This window comes from Cohnella sp. SGD-V74 (genome assembly GCF_003001675.1).
GTDB lineage: Bacteria > Bacillota > Bacilli > Paenibacillales > Paenibacillaceae > Cohnella.
Genome location: NZ_PVYW01000028.1, coordinates 17,148 through 43,242 on the forward strand (window position 1 = coordinate 17,148; position 26,095 = coordinate 43,242).

Below are 26,095 nucleotides of genomic sequence, written 5' to 3' on the forward strand. Positions count from 1 at the left end.
GGAGTGTGGGAGACGATGGTTCAATCGACCGACATGCTGGCATCGCTGCAGCAATGGATCGCTTCGGTGCAGCGGCAATTGCCGCATCGCCCCAAGACGCAGGAGATGTTCGACGCCTGCATGCGCAATACGATAGAGACGACGTTCCGACGGCTGCAGGACGGCACGACGTTTGTCATTACCGGAGACATTCCGGCGATGTGGCTTAGAGATTCGGCGGCACAGGCGAGACCTTATCTGTTGTTGGCCAAGAGCGAGCCGGAATTCGAACGGCTGCTGCTCGGAGTCGTAGAGAGACAGCTCCGTTATGTCATCCACGATCCTTACGCCAACGCGTTTAACGAAACCGCTAACGGCCAAGGCCATCAGAACGACGAGACGGACATGAGTGCGCTCGTGTGGGAGCGCAAGTACGAGATCGATTCGCTGTGCTATCCGCTTCATCTGGCCTACCTGCTCTGGCAGAACGCCGGAACGACGGCGCAGTTCAACGAGACGTTCAGGAAGGCGGCGGCTCTCATCCTGGAGCTGTGGAGGAAGGAACAAAACCACGAACAACATTCGGACTACCGCTTCGTCAGAAGAAACTGTCCGGTTACCGATACGCTTTCCCGCGACGGCAAAGGCTCGGTTACGGGGCCGACGGGCATGACCTGGTCCGGCTTCCGGCCGAGCGACGACGCCTGCGAATATGGTTATCTCATTCCGTCCAATATGTTCGCGGTCGTGGCGCTGCGCGAGCTGGCCGAGATCGCGGAGCGGGTGCTGGGAGACGGCGAACTGAAGGCCGAGGCCGAGCGGCTGGCGTCCGAAATCGATGCCGGCATTCGCAGCCACGGTATCGTGAACCATCCGCAATTCGGCGATATTTACGCCTACGAGACGGACGGGCTGGGCGGCTATACGCTGATGGACGACGCCAACGTGCCGAGCCTGCTGTCGATTCCGTATCTCGGCTATGCGGGCAGCGACGACCCGACTTACGCTCGAACGCGTGCGTTCATTCTCAGCGAGCACAATCCGTACTTTTTCTCCGGGAAGGAAGCATCGGGCATTGGAAGCCCGCATACGCCGCACCGCTACATCTGGCCGATCGCGCTGGCGATGCAGGGGCTCACGGCGCGGGAGCCCGAGGAGAAGCTGCGGCTGCTCGATCTGCTGGAGCGCACCGACGGAGGCGCCGGCATGATGCACGAAGGCTTCGACGCGGACGATGCGTCCAAGTACACGAGGCCGTGGTTCTCGTGGGCGAACATGATGTACTGCGAGCTCGTGCTCGACGTATGCGGCATTCGGGTAGCCGGATGAATTCGAGGAGAAAGGAAGAGCGCACATGATTCGATCCCGCAAGCTGCACGCCCATCAGGCGCGCATGGCGTACCTGTTCATCTCGCCGGCCATTTTGCTGTTCTCCGTTTTTACCGTCGTACCGGTATTCATGGCATTCTATTTGAGCTTTACGAATTACGACGTGCTGAGCAGGATGGACTGGGTCGGTCTGTCCAATTACCGGAAGCTGTACACGGACACGCTGTTGTGGCAGACGTTTCGCAACGTGCTGTTTTACACCGTCATATTCGTGCCGCTGAACATTTTGACTTCGCTGCTGATCGCGCTGCTGCTGAACAAGGCGATCCGGGGCGTCAAGGTGTTCCGCACGCTGAACTACTTGCCGACGCTGACTTCGGCGGTGGCCGCAGCGACGGTGTGGCTGTGGGTGCTGCACCCGGAGTTCGGCCTGCTGAACGGCTTCCTGTCCTACTTCGGCGTTACCGGACCGGCCTGGCTGTCGGAGACGAGAACGGCGATGGCTTCCGTCATTATGGTGACGCTGTGGCAGGCGGTCGGATCCAACATGGTCATCTATTTGGCCGGACTTCAGGGCGTGCCCGACTATCTGTACGAGTCGGCCAAGCTGGACGGCGCGAACGCGGTTCAGCGGTTCCGTTACATTACGTGGCCGCAGCTCAGGCCGACGACGTTCCTCGTCAGCACGATGTCGATCATCGGGGCGCTGCAGCTGTTCGACCAGGCGTTCGTACTGACCCAAGGCGGACCGGCGAACGCGACGAAGACGCCCGTGTACCTCATCTACCAGCAGGGCTTTAACCAGCTTCAGATGGGTTACGCGTCGGCTCAGGCGTTCGTGCTCGCGCTGGCGATCCTTATTTTCTCGCTAATCAACATGCGGCTGTCCAAAGCGGAAGAGCCGATCGTATAAGGGGGATGAATGGTGATGAAAACGACATCCGCCGCAGGCGGCTACAGTCCCGGCGCCGGCCGGGCGCTGCGTCTGACCGTATTTTACGTCACGGCTACGACCGTATCGCTCGTCATGTTCCTTCCTTTCTTATGGAGCGTGCTCACTTCGTTTAAGCCGGACAACGAAATTTTCGCGTTCCCGATCCGGTGGCTGCCTTCGCATTTTACGCTGGATCATTACAGGGATGCGTTTACGACCGTTCCGTTTCTGAGGTATTTCGGCAACTCCTTTTATCTGGCGATCATGGGCGTGCTGTCCAACCTGTTCCTCGGTTCGCTGGCCGGCTATGCGTTCGCCAAGCTGACGTTCCGCCTCAACAAGCCGCTGTTTCGCGTGCTGCTGATGGCGATGATGATTCCGGGCGTCGTCACGATGATCCCGAGCTTCTACGTACTGATGCATCTGCCGTTCGTCGGCGGCAACGACTGGACGGGCTCGGGCGGCCATGGCTTGCTGAATTCGTTCTGGGCAATCATCCTTCCCGGAGCTGCGGGTTCGTTCGCGGTGTTCTTCATGCGGCAGTTTTTCCTGACGCTGCCCAGCGACATGATGGAGGTGGCGCGGATCGAAGGGGCGGGGGAGTTCCGGATTTTCTGGCAAATCTACCTTCCGCTGACGAAGCCGGCGCTGGCGACGCTCGGAATTTTCACCTTCCAGGCAGGGTGGAACTCGTTCCTCTGGCCGATGATCGTGCTGAACGATCCGCTGAAGCATACGATCCAGATGGGCTTGCAGGCGTTCTCGTACAACCATCAGACCGATTTCGGACCGATGATGGCGGGGGCGCTCGTGGCGACGCTGCCGATTCTCGTGTTGTTTATTTTGCTGCAAAAGTATTTTGTGCAAGGGATCGCGTTCAGCGGCGTAAAAGGATAGGAGGCGGCGAACATCTCAACGAAGCGTATCGTATGGTCGGGAGGCGCCGTTCTCGCGCTCGCGCTGGCTGCGGTGATCATCTGGATCTCGACGGGCTGGCCGGGAGGCGGTGCGCGTCGGGAGTTGTGGGCCGAGAGGGCCGACGAGGCGGGCGTGGATCTGGAGCATTCATTCTGGGACGGCAAGCGAGGCATGTTCAACAATGCGTCTCCTTGCATTTTGCAGGCGTGCACCGATCCGTTTAATTACTGGTGGCTGGCGCATGCGGCCGACGCCCTGCTCGATCGCTACGAACGGACGAAGGACGACGGCTTGCGCGAGAGGATCGGCGAGCTGTTCACAGGCATTCAGAACCGCAACGCCGGCGTATGGACGAACGGCTATTACGACGATATGGAATGGATGGCGCTCGCCTGGCTGAGAGCTTATGAGCTGCTGGGCGACGACAAATACAGGGACGCCGCGCTTGAACTGTGGACGGATATCAAGGGCGGTTGGAACGAGGAGATGGGCGGAGGCATCGCCTGGCGCAAGGAGCAGCTCGATTACAAGAATACGCCCGCCAACGCGCCGGCCGTTATTCTCGCAGCCCGACTCTATCGGGTGTTCGGCGCGGACGAGGATCTTCAATGGGCGCTGAAAATTTACGATTGGCAGAAGCGGACGCTGGTCGATCCGGAATCCGGTCTCGTGTGGGACGGAATCAATCGGACGGGAGACGGCGCGATCGACAAGGACTGGAAGTTTACTTACGGACAGGGCGTATTTATCGGCGCGGCGATGGAGCTGTACGAAGTGACCAGCGAGAAGAAATATCGGGACGATGCGAACAAGACAGCCGACTACGTGCTCGGTACGATGGCAAGTCCGGCAACCGGGCTGCTTCCGAACGAAGGCGACGGCGACGGCGGCCTGTTCAAGGGCGTGCTCGTCCGCTATTTGACCGAATGGGCGGTTCGCGAGCCGGAGCGGGGCGGCCAATACGGCAGCCTGATTCTGACGAACGCGGCCAGCCTGTGGGATTACGGCCGGACCGGCGACGCGGCAAGGTTCGGCACGTCGTGGGCGCAGCCTCCAGAGACGGTCGTGCAGCTCAGCTCGCAGCTTAGCGGAGTGATACTGATCGAGCAGGCGGCCAAGCTGGAGAGATTGGGTTTTAAATAAAGAAACGGAGCGGTGATCCTACCTATGAGAGAGCAGACGAAAGCATGGGCCGCTCGGGCCGATCTGGCGCAGCAGGCGCTGGCAGAACGTTACTGGAATGCCGGAATCGGCATGTTCGACATCGAGACGCCGTGTCCGAACGGCGAATGCAATACGATTTTCCATTACTGGTGGATGGCGCACGCGGTTGAGGCATTGACGGACGGCTTGGAGCGCACCGGGGATTCCCGCTACTCCGGGCTGCTGGACGACTTGTACGAAGGGCTGCTCAGGCGCAACGGCGGCGCATGGCCGAACGCGCTGTACGACGACATGGAGTGGATGGCGATCGCCTGGCTCAGAGCCTATAACGCGACCGGCACGGAGAAGTACAAGGGTGCGGCGCTCTTGCTCTGGGAAGACATCAAGACCGGCTGGAACGAGCATATGGGCGGAGGCATCGCCTGGCAGAAGAGTCAGCTCGACTACAAGAATACGCCGGCCAACGCGCCGGCCGTCATTCTGGCCGCGCGGCTGCACGCGCGGTTCGGGGATCAAGCCGATCTGGATTGGGCGCTTAAAATTTACGAGTGGCAGAAAAACAATCTGGTAGATCCCGACAGCGGATTCGTCTGGGACGGCATGAACCGCCAAGGCGACGGAGCAATCGACAAGGATTGGGCGTTCACGTACTGCCAAGGCGTGTATATCGGCGCGGCGCTTGAGCTGCATCGGGCGACCGGGAACGAGGCTTACATGCAGGACGCCCTGCGAACGGCAGGCGCGGCTGCCCGTAGATTGGCCGACCCGGAGACAGGGCTGCTGCCGAACGAAGGAAATGGCGACGGCGGACTGTTCAAAGGCATTTTCGTCCGCTATCTGGCGCAGCTGGCGCTCGCCGACCCGTCCCGCAGCGGGGAGCCTGAGAAGCTGGTTGCCGGCAACGCCGATATTTTATGGTCGAAGGGAAGGGACGCCGAGCGGACGCTGTTCGGTCCGAACTGGAACGAGCCCCCGGGCGGCACGGTCGAGCTGGGGACGCAGATCAGCGGGATCCTATTGCTGGAGGCGGCCGCGCGGCTTGAAGCTGCGGAGCTTGCCGGTCGGACGGAGGCGACGGTATGAGCGGCTGGACGGAGAGGGCCGAGGAGCTTCAGGAGTTTTTCTACCGGCATTACTGGAACGAGCGGACGGCTATCATGAATCAATGGTATCCGCTCAAGGAAGGCACGGAGGGCGAGAACTATTACTACTGGTGGCAAGCCCATGCGATCGACGTACTGGTCGACGGATGGGAACGGAGCCGGGACGAGAAGTATTTGGAGCGCGCGCGGGAATTGGCCCGCGGCCTCAAGGCGTCCAACGGCGGCACGTATCGCCACGATTATTACGACGATATGGAATGGACGGCGCTGGCGCTGCTGAGAATGTACGATCATACCGGCGAAGAGGAATACAAGCTGGCCGTGCTCGACCTGTGGACGGACATCCAAACTGCCTGGAACGGACATATGGGCGGCGGGCTGGCGTGGAACAAAAATCAACTGGACTACAAAAACACGCCGGCCAACGCGCCGGCCGCCATTCTCGCAGCCCGGCTTCACGCCCGCTTCGGAGCGGAGGAAGATTTGGCTTGGGCGAAACGAATTTATGAGTGGAATCTGGAGAATCTGGTCGACCCGGAGACGGGTTTCGTGTGGGACGGCATGAACCGGATCGGCGACGGTCGCATCGATTACGACTGGGCGTTCACTTACTGTCAAGGCGTCATGATCGGAGCGGGGCTCGAACTTCATGCCCTTACGGGCGAAAGTCGGTACTTGCGGGAGGCGGAGAGGACGGCGCAGGCGACGATCGACCGCCTGGTCGACCCGGAGACGGGCATGCTGCCGGACGAAGGCATCGACGACACCGGCTTGTTCAAAGGCATTCTCGTCCGCTATGTCAAGCTGCTGATCGCAAGCGGAGCGGAGGGGGCTGGGGCGTGGGCGAACATTTTGCGCCGCAACGGGGAGACCCTGCGGGAACGCGGAATCGATCGCGCTTCCGGCGCGATCGGTCCGTCGTGGTCGAAGCCTCCGGCCGGCCCGGTCCAGCTCAGCGTTCGTCTGAGCGGCGTCATGCTGGCGGAGGCGTTGGCGACTTAGAGCGGCTCGGGGAAAAACTCTGCTCGATAATCTCGAACGTATTGACTGACGGACAGCGGCTTCCGGCCCAGAAGCCGTTCGAGATCGGGCGTTACTTTTTTAGCAAAACCGATTTTGGCGGTGAGGTAGATGCCGGCCATAACGTTGATCTGATCCGCCGGCAAGCCTCTGCTATGCCAATAGGCTTTGAATTCGCCCATGCTCGGATTGGCGTACGAGATCGGGATTCCCCATTCTTCCGTCATCCGGGCGGCGACCTCCTCGTAGGTGAGCGCTTCGCTTCCGGTCAAATCATAGGCGCGGTTCTCGAAGCCGTTTTCCGTTAAAGCCCGAACCGCCACCTCGGCAATATCGCGAACATCGATAAAGCTTGTTCTTCCTTTGCCCGCGGGTACGTAGATCCGGCGGTCCTCCCGAATTTCCTCCAAATGTGTCGTATTCAAATTTTGCGTAAAAAAGCTGGGACGCAGAAAGGTGTAGGGGAGGGCCGACTTCAGAATACGTTTCTCGATTTTGCGATGCGGGACGAAGAAAAGCGTCTGCGCCCCCAGCAAGCTCAAAAAGACGATATGCTTGACTCCTTGCCGCCGCGCTTCTTCCAGCAAAGGTTCGAAATACTTCGGATCCGCGATGGCGGGCGGACGAATGAGAAACAGGCGTTCGACTCCGGCAAGCGCCGGAGCGAACGTTGCCGGACGGAGCAGATCGAATTCGGTCCGTTGCGCGTATTCAAGTTCGGGGCCGCCGCCGGTCGAGCGTACAGCGGATTTGAAAGGAATGCGTTTCTCGTTCAACAGCTTTGCGATTTCTCCTCCCACATTACCTGTAACCCCGGTAACCAGAACGGATGGATTCATGGCATTGGTTCCTCTTTTCGGCAGCGTTATTTCCGTCCGCGCAATCCCGCCCGGCCCATCGTCCAGATCGAAACGGCGGCCGCGACGAGATGGGTGACATGGGAGAGAAGCCGATAGGACTCGGAGAGCATCGTTTCTCCCGCGATGGAATTCAGGACGACCATGACGACGACAAGAACAATATAATTGCGGAATCCGTTCGCCTGCTTGCGGAACAGGGAACCGGCCAACAGTCCTCCGATCAAGGAGGCGACCAGGGACACGGCGAAGACGACGACCGGATACAGCGTATCTTTATTTTGGCCGGCCCAGACGATTTCATCACCCTTCGCGACGAGAAATAGCAGAACGATTCCCGTGTTCAGGAGGGCGCTTAGCAATCCGCCCCATAATCCGTATTTCAGAAATTTGGACATGTCCGACACCTCTATCCATATTAGTTAGACCAGTCTATATAATGTATCCGATAAAAAACCGTTTTGCAATAGCCTCATGCGAGCAAAACGGGAATTCGTTGGGCGATCAACCGAAAGATTGCCGTGTCTCTATGAACGATGGCATGAATAAAGGCGCCTTCTATCCAAGCGTGCAGCAGGAGGGCGCTCTCGCTGGCGCGGTCGGCCGGATGCCCGTCGTCCACCAGCTTCTCGCGCAGGAGCATGATCCATTCGTCGTAAGCCTCCGAGCAGGCTTGCCGAATCGCTTCGCTGGAATGCGCGGTATCCAAGGCAAGATTGGCGACGGACAGTCCGGCGGTAAAGTCAGAGCCGTCGAGGGCGGAAGCGAACGATTGCACGAGACCCTGAAACGCCTGGACGGCATTGTCGGACTTGGCCAAATTGTTTTCCAGTCGATCGGTGATGAACCTTCGGCTGCGCGCGAGGGCAGCGACCGCAAGCTCTTCCTTGCCTCCCGGGAAGTAATGGTACAAGGAGCCCTTGGGCGCTTCGCTCTCTTTTACGATCTGATTCAAGCCTGTCGCATGATAGCCCTGGATCTGGAAAAGCCGGGCAGCCGTGGACAATATTCGATCGCGCGGCGAAAGCATGGGACAATCGCTCCTTTCGAATGAGATGAGAGAGAGAATCTGCCTATCAGAGTAGCGGAAAAAAGATACGATGTCAAAAGCAGGATTGCTGTCCGAAGCAGCCCTTCGTTGCACCCTCCTCTTCCTCAGGAACGCGGCGGCATCCCGCAAAATGATCTCCGCTTGCTCCTTAAGTATTATTTGTATTATAATAAATAATACTTAAGTGTTTTGGAGGTGTAAGCGCTATGGTCATCACGCTGCAATTGGATAGCGAGACGCCGCTTTACGAGCAGCTTCGCAACCAGATCGTCATCGGCATCGCGACCGGCCGATTGGAGGAGCAGGAGAGGCTGCCGACCGTTCGCCAGCTTGCCGAGGATCTGGGCATCAACACGATGACGGTGAACAAAGCTTACGCGCTTCTGAAGCAAGAAGGGTACATCGTCATCGATCGGAGACACGGGGCGAAGGTAAGCCCGCGAGCGCAGAACGCCGACGTACACGTCCAGCAACTGGAGGAACAGCTTCAGTTGATTATCGCTCAGGCTACGATCAAGGGTGTCGACCAATCCGCGTTCCAGTCGCTATGCTCCCGAATTTTCTCCAGAATGACCTATCAGCACTAGGGCGTGTATGCATACACGCCCTAGCCATCATAAGGAAGAGAGTTGATTGCTATACTTACCGCCGTCTATCTGCTAACGGCCGCTATCGGCTATATCGTCATCATTGCCACTTACAATCCCCAGTCCCGCTATAAAAAAGGGATGCTGTTCGCCGTGACGCTGCCGGAACATGCCGCCGAGGACGAGAAGATTCTCGACATACGGACCGGATTCCGCAAGCGATTTGCCCGATCTCAGCTGACAACGCTCGCGCTGTTCGTTCCGGTCGTCGCGCTGTATGCATGGCCGGCCTATCAAACGATCTATTATCTTCTCTGGATGTGCGGTTATTTCGTCGTCTCGGTTTTTCCGTTTCGACACGCGTTCCGCGAAACGTTGGCTCTTAAGCGGAAGAACGATTGGTTCGTCGGAGCGAAACGGGTCGTTCGCAGCGATCTGCGGGTCGCCCAATTGAAGAACAAGCGCTCCGCCCCTCTATGGTTGTTCGCCGTTCCTCTGGCGATATCCGCAGGGCTGGCGATGTGGACTTTTCGTGACGACACCGCCTATCTCGGGATCGGCATCGCGGGCATGGCCATAACCGTAATGTTCTTGTTCATCTCGCTTGGAATGAGAAGGGCGAAGGCCAAAGTCTACAGCATGAACAGCGAAGCGAATTTGAGCCTCAATCAAGCGCGGCGACGCGCCTGGTCTTATTTGTGGGTAGTTATGGCGATTGTCGAGAACGTCCATTTTGCGCTCATCTATTTGGCCGCGACCGGCGAGCAAGGGGACGCCTTCGGCGCCTGGGCAGCGCTTACGATAGCGTTCACGATGATTCCGATTGGTTTGATCCTGTACGTGCACCGCAAAATCCACGCCCTCGAGCAAGAGCTGCTGGAGCAGAACGACCAAGTCGTTTACACGGACGACGACGAATATTGGGCGAACGGGTTCACCTACCATAATCCTAACGACAAGAGCTTGATGGTTACGAAAAGGATCGGCATAGGGGAAACGATCAATACGGGCACGCTGGCCGGCAAGGTGATTATGGGAGGGGCGTTGGCACTTATGGCTGCCGTTATCGTCGGCGTATCGTTCCTGCTCATCCGTTCGGAGCTGACCTCGCCAACGTTGACATTGTCGCCGGACAGCACGGTAAGCATCGATTATCCGATGTATTCCTACGACTTCAGCCTGTCCGACATCGAGGAGTTAACGCTGGTTGACGACATTCCATCAGGCACCAAACTTAACGGAGAGGCGACGGGCACGCATGCGCGCGGACATTTTCGGCTGAAAGGGCTGGGCAAGACGCGACTGTACGTGTTCAAAAAAAATCCGCCCTACATCCGCATCAAGCTGGACGACGTCTACATTTTCTACAATGACAAGGACCCGGTTCTCACGACGGAGCTGTTCGAGCAGCTGAAGGAACGGACTTCACGGGAATGAGATATTTTGTAAGGCAAAGAACCTTCAAGCCACCCTTTAAGTGGAATTGAAGGTTCTCTTTACGAAATCATGCATGGAACGAACGAGTTCCCATGTTTAATACTTTTCGAGTTGTTCCACTTCGCTTAACGGAATTTCGAGGGTATCCGCCACTTGCTGCGGGGTAAACCCTTTGGCGAGCATTCGACGGACAAGCGCGGCCCGCTCTTCTGCCTTCCCCTTTTCCAAGCCTTCCTTGATTCCGTCTTCGTATCCCCAGCGCCTCCATGCAGGCATCAGTTCCATCAATTTCACCCTTTCCTTCGGATGGTCTTTCAAGATTTCGTTCAAATGCTTCTCGTCTTCGTCCTGGTCGGGCTCGAAGTACAGATCGGCCACCGACACCAACAGCGCTATTCTCGCATCGTCCAGCTTGTAACTAAGCCGTAAAAGCATTCGCAAATACGCCGAACGCATTTCTCTTCTCTCCTTCTCATTGTATCCCATTTTGACCAAGAGCGCAGCAGCCACCGGATTCTCCGAAGCGATAAACCGTCTCCAATCCAACGTTCTCAGCTCGACTTTCAGAAACTTGAAACGGACGATCTCGTGATCGGGAATGCCCATGACGAACGTATCCGGGTCCTCCGCCCCTTCATCCGCCGTGAAAATGGCAATCGGAATAATGAGCCGGTGCTGATTGCGATGGCGCTCGAACAAGCGGCTGAAGTAAATAAACATTCGTTCATGAAAGTCCTTCTGACGATACGACTGCGGTTCCATATGCACGAGGATGTATGCGTCGAGCGCTTTGCAGCGGGTTTCCAGCAGCAAGTCCAGCGTTTTGGCTTCTTCGCCGACGACGTCCACGAGCAGCTCCTGCATCAGAAATCGGGTATGGCGATGATCCAGCAACGAGCTTAGCTCTGGAAAAAAGAGCTCGATAAACTCCGCGAAAAACGTCTGAAGCAACTTCTTGAGCGCTTCGTCGTGCGGTTTGGCTTTTTTCTCGCCCATCCGTATTCCTCACCTTCTTCGTGGTCCGCTCAAAACAAAACGCCGCTCGCTCCCTCGTCAGAGGGAACAAGCGGCGTGTGCTTCACGGCCGGAATTTTATATTGACTTCATTTTACCCGATAGCGCGGTCCGTGAACAGGGGTTAATAATGAACCGTCACTTCGATCTCCTGATCGTAGTTGCCGAAATGGCGGCCGAACAGGCTGACGCCGCCCGGGTGCTCGGCGTCTTCTCGGCTGGCGATGCGGAAGCGGATGTCTTCTCCGTAGCGTATGCCAAGGCGGGAGATGTCCGTATCCGACAGACGGATTCCGTCCAGATAGGTGCCGTCGGATCGGACCGTCAGCGTCTTCAGCAGCCCGTGCTGCGTGCCCATGTTCCACCATGCCGGGGTGTGCGCGCCGCGCTGGCTTCCGTAGTCGCCGGGGCATGTCCAGACGCCGATCTCGACTCCGTTAAACGAGAACGTAATGTCGGAGGGCCAGTTCTCGTTGTAGCCTGGAGCTTCGGAGCACAGCTCAAGCGACAGGCTGAGGCTTTGCGCGCTCTGGCTGCCGACGAGGTAATTGGGAATCCGATACTCGACGAAGCCGCTGGCGAACCAGAGATGCTTGGCTTTCACATGCTCCGGATCCGAGAAGTAGCGGGGGTCGTCGACCATTCCGATCAGGGCGTGCTCGGACGTCAGGCCGCACGTCGGCTTGACCTGGAAGTCGGAGAACTGGCCGATCGGCACGGACACCGAATATTGCCGGACGTCCTTCTCCTCCGGCGTCCTGAACTGCAGCGTTACGTTGTCGGGCAGCAGTCGGCACACCTTCTGTCTCCCTCGCAGTCCCGACACGCTTTCCGTTCCGACGATTCCCGATTCTTCAAGCTTCTGTATATGCTTCGTCACGATGGCCGAGGATAGTTGCAGCTCGGACGCGAGCTCCTTGATGTTCATGGGCCGGACGTTCAGCAATTCGATCATTCGCAGCCGGGTCTCGGAAGCGAAGCATTCGAAATAGGCCGCGTTGCGGGAATGGACTTGTATAATCATGACAATCTCCTCGCCGTTTAATCCTTTCATTATATAATTCAAAAGTTAATTAAACAATCAAGTATTGACTTAAATAGATGGTTATTCGATAATATGAGCTGTAAAGTGAATTTATAAGTTATTAAGTTAATCAATAAGTTAACTTATGGAGGCTGCGAATATGGCGACAAAATTTCGGCAGGAGCATCCGCGCCCGCAATTCGAGCGCGCGGATTGGATTAATCTGAACGGAGAATGGGAATTCGAGTTCGACGACGCCGGAGCCGGCGACAAGGAGCAGTGGCAGACGGGAGGGAAGGAGCTGTCCCGGCGCATTCAGGTGCCGTTCGCGTTCCAGAGCCGGCTGAGCGGCATCGGCGATCCCGGCTTTCACGACGTCGTCTGGTACAGAACCGCATTCGAAGCTCCTGCGTCCTTCTCCGGCAAGCGCACGCTTCTACACTTCGGCGCGGTCGACTACGAGGCGACGGTATGGGTGAACGGCAAGCTGGCGGCAAGGCATGAAGGCGGCCACACGCCGTTCAGCGCCGACATTACGGATGTCGTTAACCCGAGCGGCGCCAATACGCTCGTCGTCAAAGCCGTCGATTACAGCAGGGACGTTACGCTGCCGCGGGGCAAGCAGTATTGGCTGGCGGATTCGGCCAGCATCTTCTATACCCGCACGACCGGCATATGGCAGACGGTGTGGCTGGAAGCGGTCGGACAGACTTATGTGGACAAAGTCCGCTTCACGCCGGACATCGATCGCAACGACATCGAGATGCGGATCTTTTTCGGAGGGTTGAACGGCCAGCCGAACGAGTTGACGCTGGAGATCGACATCTCCTATCAAGGAGCTCCCGTCACCCGCGATATCGTACGGGTGAACAACGAAGAGGAGACGAGAACGATCCGCCTGACGGACTTCAACGATCATTCCCAAGGACGCTGGTGGTCCCCGGAGAAGCCGAACCTGTACGACGTACGCCTCACGCTGCGAAGCGGCGGCGTCGCGATCGACGAAGCTTCCAGCTATTTCGGCATGCGCAAGGTGTCTATCGAAGACGGCAAGTTCTGTTTGAACAACCGGCCGTATTTTCAGAAGCTCGTGCTCGACCAAGGGTATTTCCCGGACGGCAATCTGACGCCGCCGAGCGACGAGGCGATCAGACGGGACGTGGAACTGACGAAGGCGATGGGCTTCAACGGAGCGCGCAAGCACCAGAAGCTGGAGGACCCTCGCTATCTCTACTGGTGCGACAAGCTCGGCCTGCTCGTCTGGAGCGAAGCGGCCAACGCGTATCAATATTCAGAGAAGTACGTACGCCGTTTCGTGAACGAATGGCAGGAGTCGATGGAGCGCGATTACAACCATCCGTCCATCGTCGCCTGGGTGCCGCTCAACGAAAGCTGGGGCGTGCCGAACATTCAGATCGACAAGCGGCAGCAGCAGCACGCGTTGACGATGTACCATTTGACGAAGTCGCTTGACCCGATGCGGCCGGTCGTCTCCAACGACGGTTGGGAGATGGTCGCGACGGACCTGTTCAACATTCACGACTACGAATGGCGCAGGGAAGTTCTGGAGGAGCGGTACAGCACCCCGGAGAAGGCCGCGGAAGCGATGCCGGCCAAGCGCAGGCTGTCCGTCGGCGGCCATTCCTATGCGGGGCAGCCGATTCTCGTCACCGAGTTCGGAGGAATCGGCTACAAGAAGAGCGAATGGGAAGGATGGGGCTACTCCGGAGCCGAGAACGACGAGGACTACGCCGAACGGCTGCGCGCGGTCATCCAGCCGCTGCTGCAATCGGGCGTCGTGCAGGGCTTCTGCTATACGCAGTTGACCGACGTCGAGCAAGAGATCAACGGTCTCCTGACGTATGACCGCGTAGCCAAGCTGCCCCTGGAAACGATCAAATCAATTATAGAAGGCGCCTGACCGAGCAGAGTCCGGCGCATCCCCGACAGCCTCCGAAGCCGTGCGTCAGCGCGCCGCTTCGGAGGCTGTCTCCTTTCCAGGGCCGGTCGCGCGTCCGTATGCAAATCTTCCCAACTGCTTATACTATGCGTGCCCAATACATCCCTCGGAGGTCGGTATGGAGACGCTCGAACGCATTCGGCGATTATTCGCTCACCATAGCGAATTTAAGTGCAGAGTATTGGATGCGGACGACGGCGGGAAAATCAGCGTGGTTTATCTCGATCCGCTGACGGACGGCAAGCTGCTTACCGAAGCGGTGCTGCTGGAAATTCAGCGAATCGTTCACGAGACTTCGCCGGAGACGCTGGCACCGGAGCAGCTGGTTAATCGCCTGCCGGTCAAGGAAGCGCAGCCCGCAAGCGAAGTCGGGCTGATCCGCGATAAGCTGCTGTCCGGCTGGAGCTTCGTTCACGTTGCCGGCTTCGACCAAGGCGTGCTGCTCAATACCGCGTCCCTTCCCCGCCGCGCGATCTCCAAGCCGGAGATCGAATCGGACATTTTCGGCTCGCAAGCTTCGTTCGTCGAGCATATGGCGACCAATCGGGCGTTGATCTATCAACTGCTCCCGGACGCCAAGCTGTACTCGGAGGACATTCAGCTCGGGGCGGCGACCAAGACGACCGTCTCGCTCCTTCACCTGGAAGGAACGGCGGATCCGCGGACCGTCAACCGGCTGCGGGAGCGGCTCCGCGGGCTCGAGCAGGTGAACGGCATCTTCGACACGCTTAAGCTGGCTCAGCTGCTCGACGATCATGCCGGAACCTTGTTTCCGACGATGCTTCATACGGAGCGTCCCGATCGTGTGTGCAAGAAGCTGCTGGAAGGCAAAGTCGCGCTGCTGATGGACGGCAGCCCGTTCGCCGTCGTGTGTCCCGTAACCCTGTTCGAGTTTCTGCACGTGTTCTCCGATATTAACGCGCGCTGGAGCATAGGGGTCATGCTGCGCGTACTGCGTTTGACCGCAATGTTTTTTTCGATCTTCGGCACGGCGTTCTACGTGGCCGCCATTACGTTCCACTATCAAATTTTGCCTCCCGAGCTGCTGAAGACGCTGATTCGTTCCCATTCCAAAGTGCCGTTCCCGCCGCTGTTCGAAGCGCTGCTGCTGGAAATCATCGTCGAACTGCTGCGCGAGGCCGGAGTCCGCCTGCCTACCAAGGTCGGCCAGACGATGGGTATCGTTGGCGGTATCGTTATCGGACAGGCGGCGGTGGAAGCCGGCTTCGTAAGCAACGTACTGCTGATGATCGTGGCGATGGGAGCGTTGGCTTCGTTCACGATTCCCAACTTCGCCATGAGCAACACCCAACAGATTATCCGGTTTCCGATGATTGTGCTGGCCGGAATGTGGGGCGGCATCGGCATCGTGATCGGCTTCAGCTTCCTGACGATCCATCTGGCCAAGCAGACGAGCGTCGGAATGCCGTATTTGCAGCCGCAGAATCTGCTGCTGAGCCGCAGCGAAGAGAAGACGACGATGCCTGTATGGAAGAGCCTGCTCAGCCGGGATGCGAACTCCCGTCGGCCGGGACGGCGGAGCAAAGACTTCCTGGAATAGCGGCATACGAAGGAGGCGGCGCCGATGCAGGCGAAAGGACTTATCCATCCTGCGTTTACGATCTCCATCATGATGACCTCCCAGATTACGGTCGGAATGCTGGCGTTTCAGAAGTATCTGTACAAGGCGGCGGAACATGACGCCTGGATCTCGGTGCTGGCGACAGGCCTGTGCGCGCATTTCGTCATTTTCCTGATCTTCCGGACGCTGGCGAAGTTCGAGTACAAGAGTCTGTACGATATCCATCGCCAGCTGTTCGGAAAATGGTTCGGATCGTTGCTGAACGCAGTGCTCATCTGCTATTGGATACTCGTGTCCATGTACGTTCTGCGCAATTATATCGAAGTGCTGCTCATCTGGATCTTTCCCGAAATCCACGTATGGGTGTTTGAAATTATGTTTTTCGTGCTGATTGCCTACGGTCTGTCGGGGGGCATCCGGGTGATCTCCACCGTTTCCGTCATCCATCTCCTGCTGCTCAGTTGGCTCGTGCTGCTGTTGTACTACCCGCTCAAGGAAGCGGATTTCCGGGAGCTGCTTCCGGTGATGCAGGCGGGGGCTGATCAGATTTTCGGAGGAATGCTGGCGATGGGAGCGACGATCGGCGGCTTCGACGTCGTTTTTTTCACCAGCTCGCGCATGAGCAAGCCGCATCGCATTCACCGATACGCGCAGTTCGCCCTGCTGTCCGTTAATCTGCTCTATCTCGCGATGATGCTGCTGTCTCTCGGCTATTACAGCGGCAAGCAAATCGAGAACAACTCCTGGGGAACGCTGACGATGCTGAAGGTGATCGAGTTTACTTTCCTGGAGCGGTTCGAGTATATCGTGATCATGATGTGGTTTATTCTCGTATTGGCCAATCTGATGATTTCGAGCTGGGTGATCATTCAAGGGGTAACGAGGATTGTCCCGCTCAAGCGGAAGTACGTGTTCGCTTTGCTGTGCGCGCTGCTGCTCGTCGTGACGCAAGCGATCCGGACGGGCGATCAACTGGCGGTTCTGTCCAAGCTGATCAGCGACTGCGCGATCGTATTCTCGTTCGCGTATCCGTTCCTGCTGTCGGTTATCGTCTTGTTGTTGTCAGGCGTTCGACGTCGCCGGAAGGGGGCGGCGGCATGATCCGCGGGCATTCGTGGGCGGGCAAGGCGGCGGTTCTCTTGTGCTGCTTGGCCGTCGCAGCCGGCTGCGCCAGGCAGAAAATCATCGACAATCTGGGCATCGTCATCGCGCTCGGATACGACGAGGTCAAGGAGGGCAACGATCGCATTCGCACGACGATTATCGCCTACCAGGAGACCGACGGCAGAGCGAACCCCGTCCGTACGAGCGCGGCCAACAATACGAGCAAAGGCGTCCGCACGAAGCTGAACTTGAAGATGCCGTCGCAGGACGTGATCGGGCAGGTTCGGGTCGTTGTATACGGCGAGTCGCTGGCCAAAAAGGGGATCATCAACCTGACCGACACGCTGCAGCGGGATTCGGAGATCGGCACCAACGTCTACCTGGCCATCGCCAGCGGCTCCGCCAAAAGCATCATGTCGGCGAGCAACAAGCAGGATATGAGCATGGGGGAGTTCCTGTTCGAGCTGATTCGCAAAAACGAGAAGTACGGCGTCGTTCCGTCACCGAGCCTGCACTACTTTCTGAATTCCTACTATCGGGTCGGCAAGGACCCCGTCCTGCCTTTCCTGAAGCGCGGCAATCGCGAAGTGTCCATCTCGAGTCTCGCCCTGATGAAGGAAGACCGAATGGTCGGCAAGCTGAACGAGGACGAATGCTTCCTGCTCAAGTCGACGATGGGCAATTACCATTTCGATTCCCTGGAGCTCGCGCTGTCGCTGAAGCACGATAAGCCCGAATTGCCCGCGGTCTCGCCGCTGTTCATTACGCTGACGAATATTCGCACTTCCTCAAGAATCAGACTCGTCGGCCAGGACGATCCGGTCTTTGAGGTGCGTATTCGCGTGAACGGCCAGCTCAAGGAAATCAGCGAGCAGATCAATCTGGAGAAAGGAGCGGAGATTAACGCGCTGGAGCGGGAGGCAAGCGCCAAAATTACGGAGCTGTACGAGGAACTGTACGGGAGGCTGCAGAGGCTGGGAACGGACCCCGTCGGCTTCGGAAGCATCTACCGTTCCTCCGTCCGGATCAAAGGCTTGACCTCCAAGCAATGGGAGGAGATGTACAAGAGGGCGCGGTTTCGCACCGACATCAAGGTCGAATTCACGAATGTGGGAATTACGAGTTGAGGGGCCGGACCTGCGGAAATAAAGCCGCTCGGGCCGGCCTCTTGGGCTACGCTTTCGGAATGTTGACGCTGAGCATCGAGACTCTGCCCGAGAAGCGAGGATCGAATACGCGGATCTCGTCTCCCAGATCCTGCGTGACCACGAAGGGAGCGAACAGAAGCAGGCTTCTGGCCGAAGGGTCCAGCATTAAAGCCTCGACGTCCACCGGATCGATCCGATGTTCCCGCACGACCCCGTTTGCGCCTCCGACCTCGTGTCGTCCTTCGACGACTTCGAGGTCTTTTTTCGCGTAATACGAAAGGCCTCCCGGATACCGGTCCGCGCGGATCGCTACCCGATCGAAGCCGTCGTTCTTCAGATCCGCGTAGACGTAAGCGGAATGGGCGATTTGAAATCCTGCATAGAGCGCCGCCAGACCCCAGAAGACGCGAAATAGCCGGGTTCGCTGCTTCTCGCCGCGAAAGAGCAGCAAGAAGGGGACGATTGCGGCCGCCATTGCCCAGAATACGTAGCCTTTGTTGGGAATGATGCCGATGGCGTACCTGCGCGAGGTGAACGGCTCAAGCAGTCCCGTCCCCCAGGCGTTCGTCCAGTCGCTGACGATATGCAGCAGCACTCCGGCGAAGGCGGTCCAGAACAGTCGCCGGTCCTTCACGCGGAAGAAGAGCCAGGCCAGCAAGGAGAACATGCCTGCCCAGACGGGGACCATCAAGAAAGAATGGGTGATCCCCCGGTGCGACATCAAGTAATCCGCTCCGGCCCGAGCCCATTGAATATCGATGTCCGGGATGACGCTCGAGCCGACGGAAGCCCCGAAGAACGCCCATTTCGTTTTGACGTCCATGTCTGTCTTTTTCAACGCTCCGTAGATGGCGACTCCGAACAAAGTATGGGTCATATAATCCACTTTGCCGACCTCCTTTCCATTCTCCGTTTCTTCTACTATCATCGCGCATTCGCCGGGCTCATTCAATCCCCATACGATCATAGACTATGAATATGGCCGATTTGGGCAATAATGATTCCGTTGTACCCGGCAATCGTCGAACTTGCCGCAAATCGAAGACGAGGAGAACGACATGTGGGATAAGTTGTTGCTGTTGTTGGAAATTTTGCTGGTCAATATCGTGCTTAGCGGGGACAATGCGGTCGTGATCGCCATGGCCAGCCGGAGCTTGCCCGAGCGTCTGCGCAAGAGGGCGATCTGGGCGGGAGCGCTGGGTGCCGTGCTGCTGCGCATCGTCTTGTCGATCGCCGCGATCGCGCTGCTCGACATTCCGGCCGTGCGGTTGATAGGATCGCTTCTACTTCTATATATCGCGATTCACCTGCTGCTGGACGACGGGGAGGAGAAGCAGGTAGCCGGAAGCTCGTCTCTCGGCAAGGCGGTAGCCATCATCCTGCTGTCGGATCTGATCATGAGCCTCGACAACGTGCTGGCGATCGCCGCCATCGCGGACAACGACCTGTGGCTGATGTCGGCGGGCATCGCGCTGAGCATTCCGCTCATTATATGGGGCAGCCAATTGATACTTAGGGCGCTGACCCGTTATCCGTTCATCGTCTGGGTCGGCTCGGCCATACTCGGCTTCACGGCCGGGCAGATGCTCGGGGACGTCGAGCTTATCCGCGAGCGTCTGCCTGCTCTGGGAGCCTTGGGCAGAGGTTGGTTCCCCGCGGCGTCGGCCCTGTTCGTCGTCGCGGTCGCTTTCCTGTGGCGCAGACGGGAAGCAACTCCGTCCGCAAGCAGGGAAGAGAGGGCGCGAACGGGGCACAAGTAGATCGTCTTCAATCGTCCGCCCGGAGCAAAGTAAACACGGTCAGCTCCGGGACGCAGCGGAATCGGACCGGAATGCGCGTCGTTCCGATTCCGCGGTTGACGTACAGCAGGTAAGGCCGCTTGTCGCGGAATCGGCCGCCGATCCGGTACAGCCCGCCGACGTACTTGCTGCCGAGCTGCGTACGCACGATCGGGCCGAGAAGCGGCAGCGCCACTTGTCCGCCGTGGCTATGTCCGGACAGCTGCAGGTCGATCGGGTAACGGATCAGCCGATCCGCCACGTCCGGCTCGTGGACGAGCAGCAGGTTAAAGCGCTCGTTGTCCAGCCGGGACACGGCCTTGGTCGCGTTCGGCTTGCCCAGCACGTAATCGTCCAATCCCGAGACCGTGATGAACTCCCCTCCTGGAAGCGTTATGCGCCGCGTCGCGTTGATCAGAACGGAGAAGCCGCCGCGGCTCAAGAAGGCGCCCGACGAGCGAAGGTTCCGCTCGTAACCGAAGTCGTGGTTGCCGTATACGGCAAACTTGCCGAGTCGCGCCTCGATCCGTGCTAGCTGAGGCGACGGGTCGTATTTGGCGATGTTGTCTCTTCGGCGCGCGTCGTGCAAATCCCCGGTGAATACGACAAGATCGGGGCGAAGCGAGTTGACGGCGTCCGCGAGCTTGCCCAGCCGTTCGACAGAATAACCCGGACCGAGGTGCGTGTCGCTGAATTGAACGATCGTTACCCCGTCGAAGCCCGGCGGAATGCGGGAGGAACGAATCGTCTGATGAACGATGCGCAGTCGGCCGCGCTCGCCTGCGACGCCATATATGCCTAACGCCGTAACAATCAACAGCAGAGCCGCGATGGTTGCTAGGATCATGCCGCCTTCCTCCTTAAAATGTGAAGTATATCACAGTATCCTTGTCGAATGCATGCTTCAATGGAAGAATATTCAGGCAACGAGGGGGAAGCTTCATGAAAACGAAATTCGGAATCGTCAAGAAGATGGTTATCGGAATTACGGCGGCATCGGCCGTTACTTACGCGACCAGCGCCTTCTTTCTCTTAGTACTTAAAGATATGTTCGATTTCATGTCCGGATGGCTGTTTGTTCTGCTGACGCTGCTGTTCGGCATTTTCTGGACCGGCCTGTTCGGTTTTTTCGCGGCGAAGTGGCTGCTTCGGCCGCTTCTGTCGCTCACTACGGCGGCAAGAGAGGCGGCCAAAGGGAATTTGCGGGCCAACGTGGCTCCCCCGTCCTCCGGCGACGAGATGCAGGAGCTTGGCGAAGCTTTCGAAACGATGCTGAAGCAGCTCAGGACGATGATCGACGGCATCAAGGAAAATACGAGGCTTACCGATTCGCACGTCAAGGAGCTGCAGGAAGCGATCGGACAAGCGGCCGGGCAGATCGAGCAGATGACAAGCGAGTCGGAAGCGATTACTTCCGGCACGCAGACGCAGGCCGAATCGGCGGATCGGCTGCACCTGGACGCGGAGACGCTGGCTGCGGCCGCGGGCCGGATGAGCGAAGAAGCGGCCGTCGCCCGCGAGCGGGTCGGCCAGATGAATCACGCCGCCGCGCAGAGCGAGGAAGTGTTCCGGTCGCTGATCGGCGGCATGCGGCAGTTGTCCGAGCTGAACAAGGAAGCGATGGACGTCGTCGAGAAGCTGAGCGATTACGCTCAGCAGATTGGCACAATCTCCAACGTCGTCGGAGAGATCGCGGACCAGACGCATCTGCTGGCGCTGAACGCCTCGATCGAAGCGGCGAGGGCGGGGGAAGAGGGCCGAGGCTTCGAAGTCGTCGCCCATGCGGTGAAGTCGCTCGCCGACGAGAGCGCCGGTTCGGTTAAAAATATCCGCACGCTCATTCGTCATATTCAGGAAGAGGTAGGCAGGGCGGTCGGCCACATTCGTTCCCAGTACGAGCTGTCCGAGCGCGAAGCGGAGAACGGCCAGCAGTTCGCCGCCGCTTTCCGCGAAGTGAACGAGGAAGCCCAGCGCGTCGTCGACCTCGTCGAATCGATGGCCGCGGACATCTCCCGCCAAGCCGAGCAGGCGACCGTGCAGTTGAACGAGGCGCGCCGCGTGGCGCAAGTGGCCGATCGGATACGGCTCGGGGCGCAGCAAGTATTCTCCGCCTCCCAGGAGCAGACGGCCGTCATGGAAGAGATCGCCGCTTCTACGGACTCTCTGCGGGCCAAATCCGCCGAGCTGAGAACGAAGACGGAGTTTTTCCGCTCCTGAGTCGTCATTGTAACGAAATAGTGAGGGCAGGAGCCGTCCTATAAGTAAGTCGTACAAGATTATCGATGAAAAAAGAAGGGCATCTATCTCCTGGAGACTGCCTCATACGGTCCTGAAATGACCCTGTAACGGGTCTACCTATTCAAAATTTCAGGATCACGCTCTTGGGGCCCCCGCAAAGTAATCGGAGTAAGCTTCGAAGCTTAACGTCACTTTGTGGGGTATCTCGCATCGGAAGGAGATAGATGCCCATTACCCTGCATCCATCGATAATCGTCCAGTACGCCTTATTTTACTTATAGGACGGCTCCTTCGCATGCTCGAAAAGACCGATTCGCCCCCCGGTTCCCCCCTGCCAAAAGTTCGACCTCCGACTAAGCTGCTCGGTTGCAAAAGCCGAGTCCGTATCGGTATGATTATTCGATAGCAGGAGCAAAGCCCGGACAAGCAGCGAGTTTCGTTGCCAGGAAGGGGGAGGAGAGTTCGGATGAACGAACAACGCACGCGTACGATCGGCGGATGGTTCAGGGATCGCAGAATCCGCACGAAAATTTGGCTCGTCTACATGCCGCTGCTGCTGATTCCGTTCCTGATTCTCGGGTATGCGGGCAACGCGGTCTACTCCAACGCGATCGTCGACAAGACGGCCAAGAGCTTCGCCGACAATTCCGGACTGATCATCAGCCGTCTGAACGGCATGCTCGGCAACGTGGAGAGCAGCGCGAACATGCTCAGCTTAAACCTGAACCGCGCGATCTCCGCCCATCCCGATTCTTCCGCGGATTTCAACCTGGCCCGCTATACCGCGATCACCACCCAGATCAGCCTCGCGCTGCTCGTCTTCCCCGACGTCGATTCCGCGGTTTTTATCGATACGTCCGGCAGAGTGTACGCCTCCCATCCGAAGCTGGAGGAGAAGCGGCCCCCCGATTCCGACGCCATTTATGCCGAGCTCGACGCGACGAACGGGATCAATCTGTGGCTGCCGATGCAGCGCAGGGATTATTGGGTGACGGACGAACAGACGCCCGTGCTTACCGCGGGCAAGAAGATCATCGACATCCAGACGGGGCGCACGCTCGGCGTGCTGCTGCTGAACTTGAAGGAAAGCCGGCTGTCCGCCGTGCTGCGGACGATGAACGCGGAGCCTTCCGCCCGGTATTTGATCGTGGACGAAGGCGGCAGCGTCGTATCCGCGAGCAGGGACGACGCGCTGCTCCGGTCCGTCGAAGACGCCGAGCTGGCGTCCTGGATCAAGGAGCACGATGACGCGACGTCGATCCGTTCCATTCAGCGCGAGCAGATGCTGCTCACGATCCGAAGCTTCCCGATGCTCGGCTGGAAGCTGGCGAGCGTTACGCCGCTCAGCGCCTTGACGACCGACCTGACCCAGATCAAGCTTACGCTGGCGATCGTGGCCGGCTTGTGCCTGCTGCTGGCGACGATCGGCGTCACGTATTTGTCCCAGTGGATCGCCCGGCCGATCATCCGTCTGGCCAAGAGCATGAAAGGCTTCCAGGAAGGCGATCTGGACGAACGGCTCGTCATCGACTCCAAGGACGAATTGGGCTTGTTTGCGGCGGGCTTTAACGAGATGATCCGGAGAATGAAGGGGCTGCTCGCCAACATCAAGGTCGAGCAGAAGCAGAAGCGGGAGTATGAGCTCGCGTTGATTCAATCGCAGATCAAGCCTCATTTTTTGTACAACACGCTGGACGTCATCTACGCACTGTCCGAAATGGGAAGAATCAAGGATGTCCAGCGCACGACGAAAGCGTTGGCCGACTTCTACAGGCTGACCCTGAATCAGGGAAGAGAGATGATCACGATCGAGCAAGAAGTGCGGCTTGTCCAGGATTACTTGGCGATCCAGCACATTCGCTATTCGGACGTGTTCACTTATTCGATCGACGTCGATCCGGGCATCATGCCTCATCCTATTCTGAAGCTGACACTGCAGCCTCTGATTGAGAACGCGATCTATCACGGCTTGAAGCTGAAGCGCGAGCCGGGACGCCTGCTGATTCGCGGTTATCGAAGCAGGGGGTTGATTGTCCTCGAAGTGACGGACGACGGGGTCGGCATACCGGGAGAGAAGCTTCCTGCGCTGCTGCGGCCGCCGGCGGACCCCTCCGAGGAGAAGGAGGGATCGTTCGGTCTGCGCAACGTGAACGAGCGCATTCGGCTATCCTTCGGCGAGCAGTACGGATTGGCGATTGCCAGCGAACCCGGACGGGGAACGACGGTAACGGTGACGCTGCCGTCCGTCGAGAAGAACGGAGTGACGACAGATGATTAAAGTGCTTATAGCGGACGATGAATCGATTTTTCGGGATTTTTTAAAAATAGTACTGCCTTGGGAGAAGTACGGGTTCCAAATTTGCGGAGAAGCCCGCAATGGAGTCGAGGCGCTGGAGCTCGCTGACGGTCAACGTCCGGACATCGCGCTGGTCGATATCAATATGCCGTTCATGGACGGACTGGAGCTCTCGCAAGAGCTGAAGCGGCGTTATCCGGCGATCGGCGTCGTCATCATTACCGGGCATAACGAATTCGAATACGCGAGGAAGGCGATTCGAATCGGCGTCGAGGACTATTTGCTGAAGCCGTTCACCAAGGAGGAACTGCTGCTCACGCTCTCCAAGCTCCAGACCGAAATTCGGGAAACGAAGGATCGCGAGCTGACGCTCAAGGCGAACGAAGCGATGTGGAAGGAAGGCTTTCTCAATCGTCTGCTCGAGAGCGAGGAACAGAAGCCGGAAGAAATCCGCGCCCGTCTGGCCGAGCTCGGCTATCCGGAGGCTTCGAACCTTTTTCAGGCAGCCTGCATCGAGATCGACCCCAAGGACGCGAAATGGAGCAACGTCGGAGATCGGGAGCTATGGAAATTCGCGGTGGCGAACATTATGGCGGAGGCGCTCGAAGGCGAAGGGAACCGGCTTATTTTCAATGGACCGGAAGGCCGGACGATCTGCGTCTACGAACCGGCAAGCGGCGACGGGAGCGACCCGGATGCGGTCAGGGCAAGCTACGAAAGGCTGTGCGCCTCCATCCGGAAATATTTGAAGCTGTCGATCGCGATCGGCCTGGGCACGTTCCAACCGGACATCGCGGGCATCCGGCAATCTTACAAGGAAGCGCTTCGGGCATTGCAATACAAATTCGTCGTCGGCAACGGACGAGTGATCGAATACGACTCGCGCAGCCAAGGCGTCAAAGGGTTTGCCAGCGGGTTTATTCCGTCCCAGACGAACGAAGATTTGCTGATCGCGCTTCGGATGGGGGACGGGCCTGGCGCGGAGCGGACGCTTCGGGCGGTTTTCAAGGGCATTCGCGAGGATCGGCTCTCTCTCGACTACGTCTACACGATCTGCATGGGTCTCGTCTCGGTCTGCTTGTCGTGCGTGTCAGAGAAAGGCCATCCGATCGAAGATTGCTTCGGGGAAGACTTCTTCCCGTACAGCGACGTTATGACGCTGCATTCCTTCGAAGCGGCGGAAAGCTGGATTGTCGACCTTTATTTGAAGGCGATCGAATACATGGCGCTGCACAGGCAGACCAAATCGGGCAAAATCGCGCAGACTGCCAAGGAACTGATCGACGAGCAGTACCGCGATCCGGAGCTGAAGGTCGAGACGCTGGCGCAGCAGGTGTACATTAATCCGAGTTACCTTAGAGGCGTATTCAAAAAAACGCACGGCATTACCGTGACCGATTACATTACGCAGAAGCGGATGGAAGAGGCGAAAGCGCTGCTGCTCGAAGGCCGGATCAAGCTCGCGGATATTGCCGAACAGGTCGGATACAACGATCCGGCCTATTTCAGCCGGGCGTTCAAGAAGTATTACGGAGCCTCTCCGAGAGATTTCGAAAAGATGCGCGGATAGTC

At 58.1% G+C, this 26,095-nt stretch carries 23 protein-coding genes and 1 pseudogene; 16 read left to right on the forward strand and 8 right to left on the reverse strand.

Going from position 1 to position 26,095, the window contains the following annotated elements:
* Positions 1–15 precede the first annotated feature (15 nt).
* From B0G52_RS31190 to B0G52_RS36020, 6 genes are all read left to right on the forward strand, one after another.
* Positions 16–1,308, forward strand: a complete 1,293-nt coding sequence (locus B0G52_RS31190; RefSeq protein ID WP_094050346.1) for a glycoside hydrolase family 125 protein — start codon at positions 16–18, stop codon at positions 1,306–1,308.
* Between the two features lie 25 nt (positions 1,309–1,333).
* Positions 1,334–2,221 carry a carbohydrate ABC transporter permease gene (locus B0G52_RS31195; protein WP_094050347.1) on the forward strand — a complete coding sequence of 296 codons (888 nt, stop codon included), beginning with the start codon at positions 1,334–1,336 and terminating at the stop codon, positions 2,219–2,221.
* A gap of 15 nt (positions 2,222–2,236) precedes the next feature.
* Positions 2,237–3,139, forward strand: a complete 903-nt coding sequence (locus tag B0G52_RS31200; protein ID WP_094050348.1) for a carbohydrate ABC transporter permease — start codon at positions 2,237–2,239, stop codon at positions 3,137–3,139.
* Between the two features lie 72 nt (positions 3,140–3,211).
* Positions 3,212–4,303 (forward strand): glycoside hydrolase family 76 protein, encoded by a 1,092-nt coding sequence (locus B0G52_RS35425; protein WP_369827176.1) that lies wholly within the window; start codon positions 3,212–3,214, stop codon positions 4,301–4,303.
* Between the two features lie 24 nt (positions 4,304–4,327).
* Complete coding sequence (locus B0G52_RS36015; protein WP_198960765.1) at positions 4,328–5,407, forward strand: glycoside hydrolase family 76 protein; 1,080 nt, start codon at positions 4,328–4,330, stop codon at positions 5,405–5,407.
* On the forward strand, positions 5,404–6,429 hold the full coding sequence (locus B0G52_RS36020; RefSeq protein ID WP_106359419.1) for a glycoside hydrolase family 76 protein: 1,026 nt from the start codon (positions 5,404–5,406) through the stop codon (positions 6,427–6,429). The genes B0G52_RS36015 and B0G52_RS36020 overlap by 4 nt, the downstream gene beginning before the upstream one ends.
* Here the strand turns inward: B0G52_RS36020 and B0G52_RS31215 are convergent.
* The 4 genes and pseudogenes from B0G52_RS31215 to yxaF form a co-directional block, all read right to left on the reverse strand.
* Positions 6,426–7,286 (reverse strand): SDR family oxidoreductase, encoded by an 861-nt coding sequence (locus tag B0G52_RS31215; protein WP_094050350.1) that lies wholly within the window; start codon positions 7,284–7,286, stop codon positions 6,426–6,428. The genes B0G52_RS36020 and B0G52_RS31215 overlap by 4 nt on opposite strands.
* A gap of 26 nt (positions 7,287–7,312) precedes the next feature.
* Positions 7,313–7,702 carry a DUF6069 family protein gene (locus B0G52_RS31220; protein ID WP_094050351.1) on the reverse strand — a complete coding sequence of 130 codons (390 nt, stop codon included), beginning with the start codon at positions 7,700–7,702 and terminating at the stop codon, positions 7,313–7,315.
* 74 nt (positions 7,703–7,776) lie between these two features.
* Positions 7,777–8,124 (reverse strand): LmrA/YxaF family transcription factor, encoded by a 348-nt coding sequence (locus B0G52_RS36860; RefSeq protein ID WP_483296169.1) that lies wholly within the window; start codon positions 8,122–8,124, stop codon positions 7,777–7,779.
* 44 nt (positions 8,125–8,168) lie between these two features.
* Positions 8,169–8,334 (reverse strand): annotated as a pseudogene (yxaF, locus tag B0G52_RS36800) (transcriptional regulator YxaF); the annotation flags it as partial.
* A 227-nt stretch (positions 8,335–8,561) separates the two neighbouring features.
* On the opposite strand from yxaF, the gene B0G52_RS31230 reads away from it, so the two are divergent.
* Entirely contained in the window at positions 8,562–8,942 is a 381-nt protein-coding gene (locus B0G52_RS31230; RefSeq protein ID WP_094050353.1) for a GntR family transcriptional regulator, read from the forward strand.
* A gap of 42 nt (positions 8,943–8,984) precedes the next feature.
* A complete protein-coding gene (locus tag B0G52_RS31235; protein ID WP_233163239.1) occupies positions 8,985–10,379 on the forward strand; it encodes a DUF5808 domain-containing protein in 1,395 nt (464 codons plus the stop codon).
* Positions 10,380–10,475: 96 nt separating this feature from the next.
* Here B0G52_RS31235 and B0G52_RS31240 read toward each other — a convergent pair whose 3' ends face one another.
* On the reverse strand, positions 10,476–11,375 hold the full coding sequence (locus tag B0G52_RS31240) for an Rpn family recombination-promoting nuclease/putative transposase (protein ID WP_094050354.1): 900 nt from the start codon (positions 11,373–11,375) through the stop codon (positions 10,476–10,478).
* Between the two features lie 142 nt (positions 11,376–11,517).
* Positions 11,518–12,417, reverse strand: a complete 900-nt coding sequence (locus B0G52_RS31245; protein WP_094050355.1) for an ArsR/SmtB family transcription factor — start codon at positions 12,415–12,417, stop codon at positions 11,518–11,520.
* A 145-nt stretch (positions 12,418–12,562) separates the two neighbouring features.
* On the opposite strand from B0G52_RS31245, the gene B0G52_RS31250 reads away from it, so the two are divergent.
* From B0G52_RS31250 to B0G52_RS31265, 4 genes are all read left to right on the forward strand, one after another.
* On the forward strand, positions 12,563–14,338 hold the full coding sequence (locus tag B0G52_RS31250; RefSeq protein ID WP_094050356.1) for a glycoside hydrolase family 2 protein: 1,776 nt from the start codon (positions 12,563–12,565) through the stop codon (positions 14,336–14,338).
* A 157-nt stretch (positions 14,339–14,495) separates the two neighbouring features.
* Complete coding sequence (locus B0G52_RS31255) at positions 14,496–15,938, forward strand: spore germination protein (protein WP_094050357.1); 1,443 nt, start codon at positions 14,496–14,498, stop codon at positions 15,936–15,938.
* 24 nt (positions 15,939–15,962) lie between these two features.
* The gene (locus tag B0G52_RS31260) at positions 15,963–17,060 is read left to right on the forward strand and encodes a GerAB/ArcD/ProY family transporter (protein ID WP_094050358.1); all 1,098 of its coding nucleotides are present in this window, start codon (positions 15,963–15,965) and stop codon (positions 17,058–17,060) included.
* Entirely contained in the window at positions 17,057–18,190 is a 1,134-nt protein-coding gene (locus B0G52_RS31265) for a Ger(x)C family spore germination protein (RefSeq protein ID WP_094050359.1), read from the forward strand. Before B0G52_RS31260 ends, B0G52_RS31265 begins: the two co-directional genes overlap by 4 nt.
* Positions 18,191–18,236: 46 nt before the next feature.
* On the opposite strand, the gene B0G52_RS31270 is transcribed toward B0G52_RS31265, so the two are convergent.
* Complete coding sequence (locus tag B0G52_RS31270) at positions 18,237–19,088, reverse strand: metal-dependent hydrolase (RefSeq protein WP_233163252.1); 852 nt, start codon at positions 19,086–19,088, stop codon at positions 18,237–18,239.
* 181 nt (positions 19,089–19,269) lie between these two features.
* On the opposite strand from B0G52_RS31270, the gene B0G52_RS31275 reads away from it, so the two are divergent.
* A complete protein-coding gene (locus tag B0G52_RS31275; protein ID WP_094050361.1) occupies positions 19,270–19,971 on the forward strand; it encodes a TerC family protein in 702 nt (233 codons plus the stop codon).
* 7 nt (positions 19,972–19,978) lie between these two features.
* On the opposite strand, the gene B0G52_RS31280 is transcribed toward B0G52_RS31275, so the two are convergent.
* Positions 19,979–20,836 (reverse strand): metallophosphoesterase, encoded by an 858-nt coding sequence (locus B0G52_RS31280; RefSeq protein WP_094050362.1) that lies wholly within the window; start codon positions 20,834–20,836, stop codon positions 19,979–19,981.
* Between the two features lie 95 nt (positions 20,837–20,931).
* Here B0G52_RS31280 and B0G52_RS31285 point away from each other — a divergent pair, with 95 nt between their 5' ends.
* The 3 genes from B0G52_RS31285 (at position 20,932) to B0G52_RS31295 (ending at position 26,093) form a co-directional block, all read left to right on the forward strand.
* Positions 20,932–22,206 (forward strand): methyl-accepting chemotaxis protein, encoded by a 1,275-nt coding sequence (locus tag B0G52_RS31285; RefSeq protein WP_094050363.1) that lies wholly within the window; start codon positions 20,932–20,934, stop codon positions 22,204–22,206.
* Between the two features lie 487 nt (positions 22,207–22,693).
* Positions 22,694–24,505, forward strand: a complete 1,812-nt coding sequence (locus B0G52_RS31290) for a cache domain-containing sensor histidine kinase (protein ID WP_094050364.1) — start codon at positions 22,694–22,696, stop codon at positions 24,503–24,505.
* Positions 24,498–26,093, forward strand: coding sequence for a response regulator (locus B0G52_RS31295; protein WP_094050365.1), 1,596 nt, complete (start codon positions 24,498–24,500; stop codon positions 26,091–26,093). Before B0G52_RS31290 ends, B0G52_RS31295 begins: the two co-directional genes overlap by 8 nt.
* The last annotated feature ends 2 nt before the right edge of the window (positions 26,094–26,095 follow it).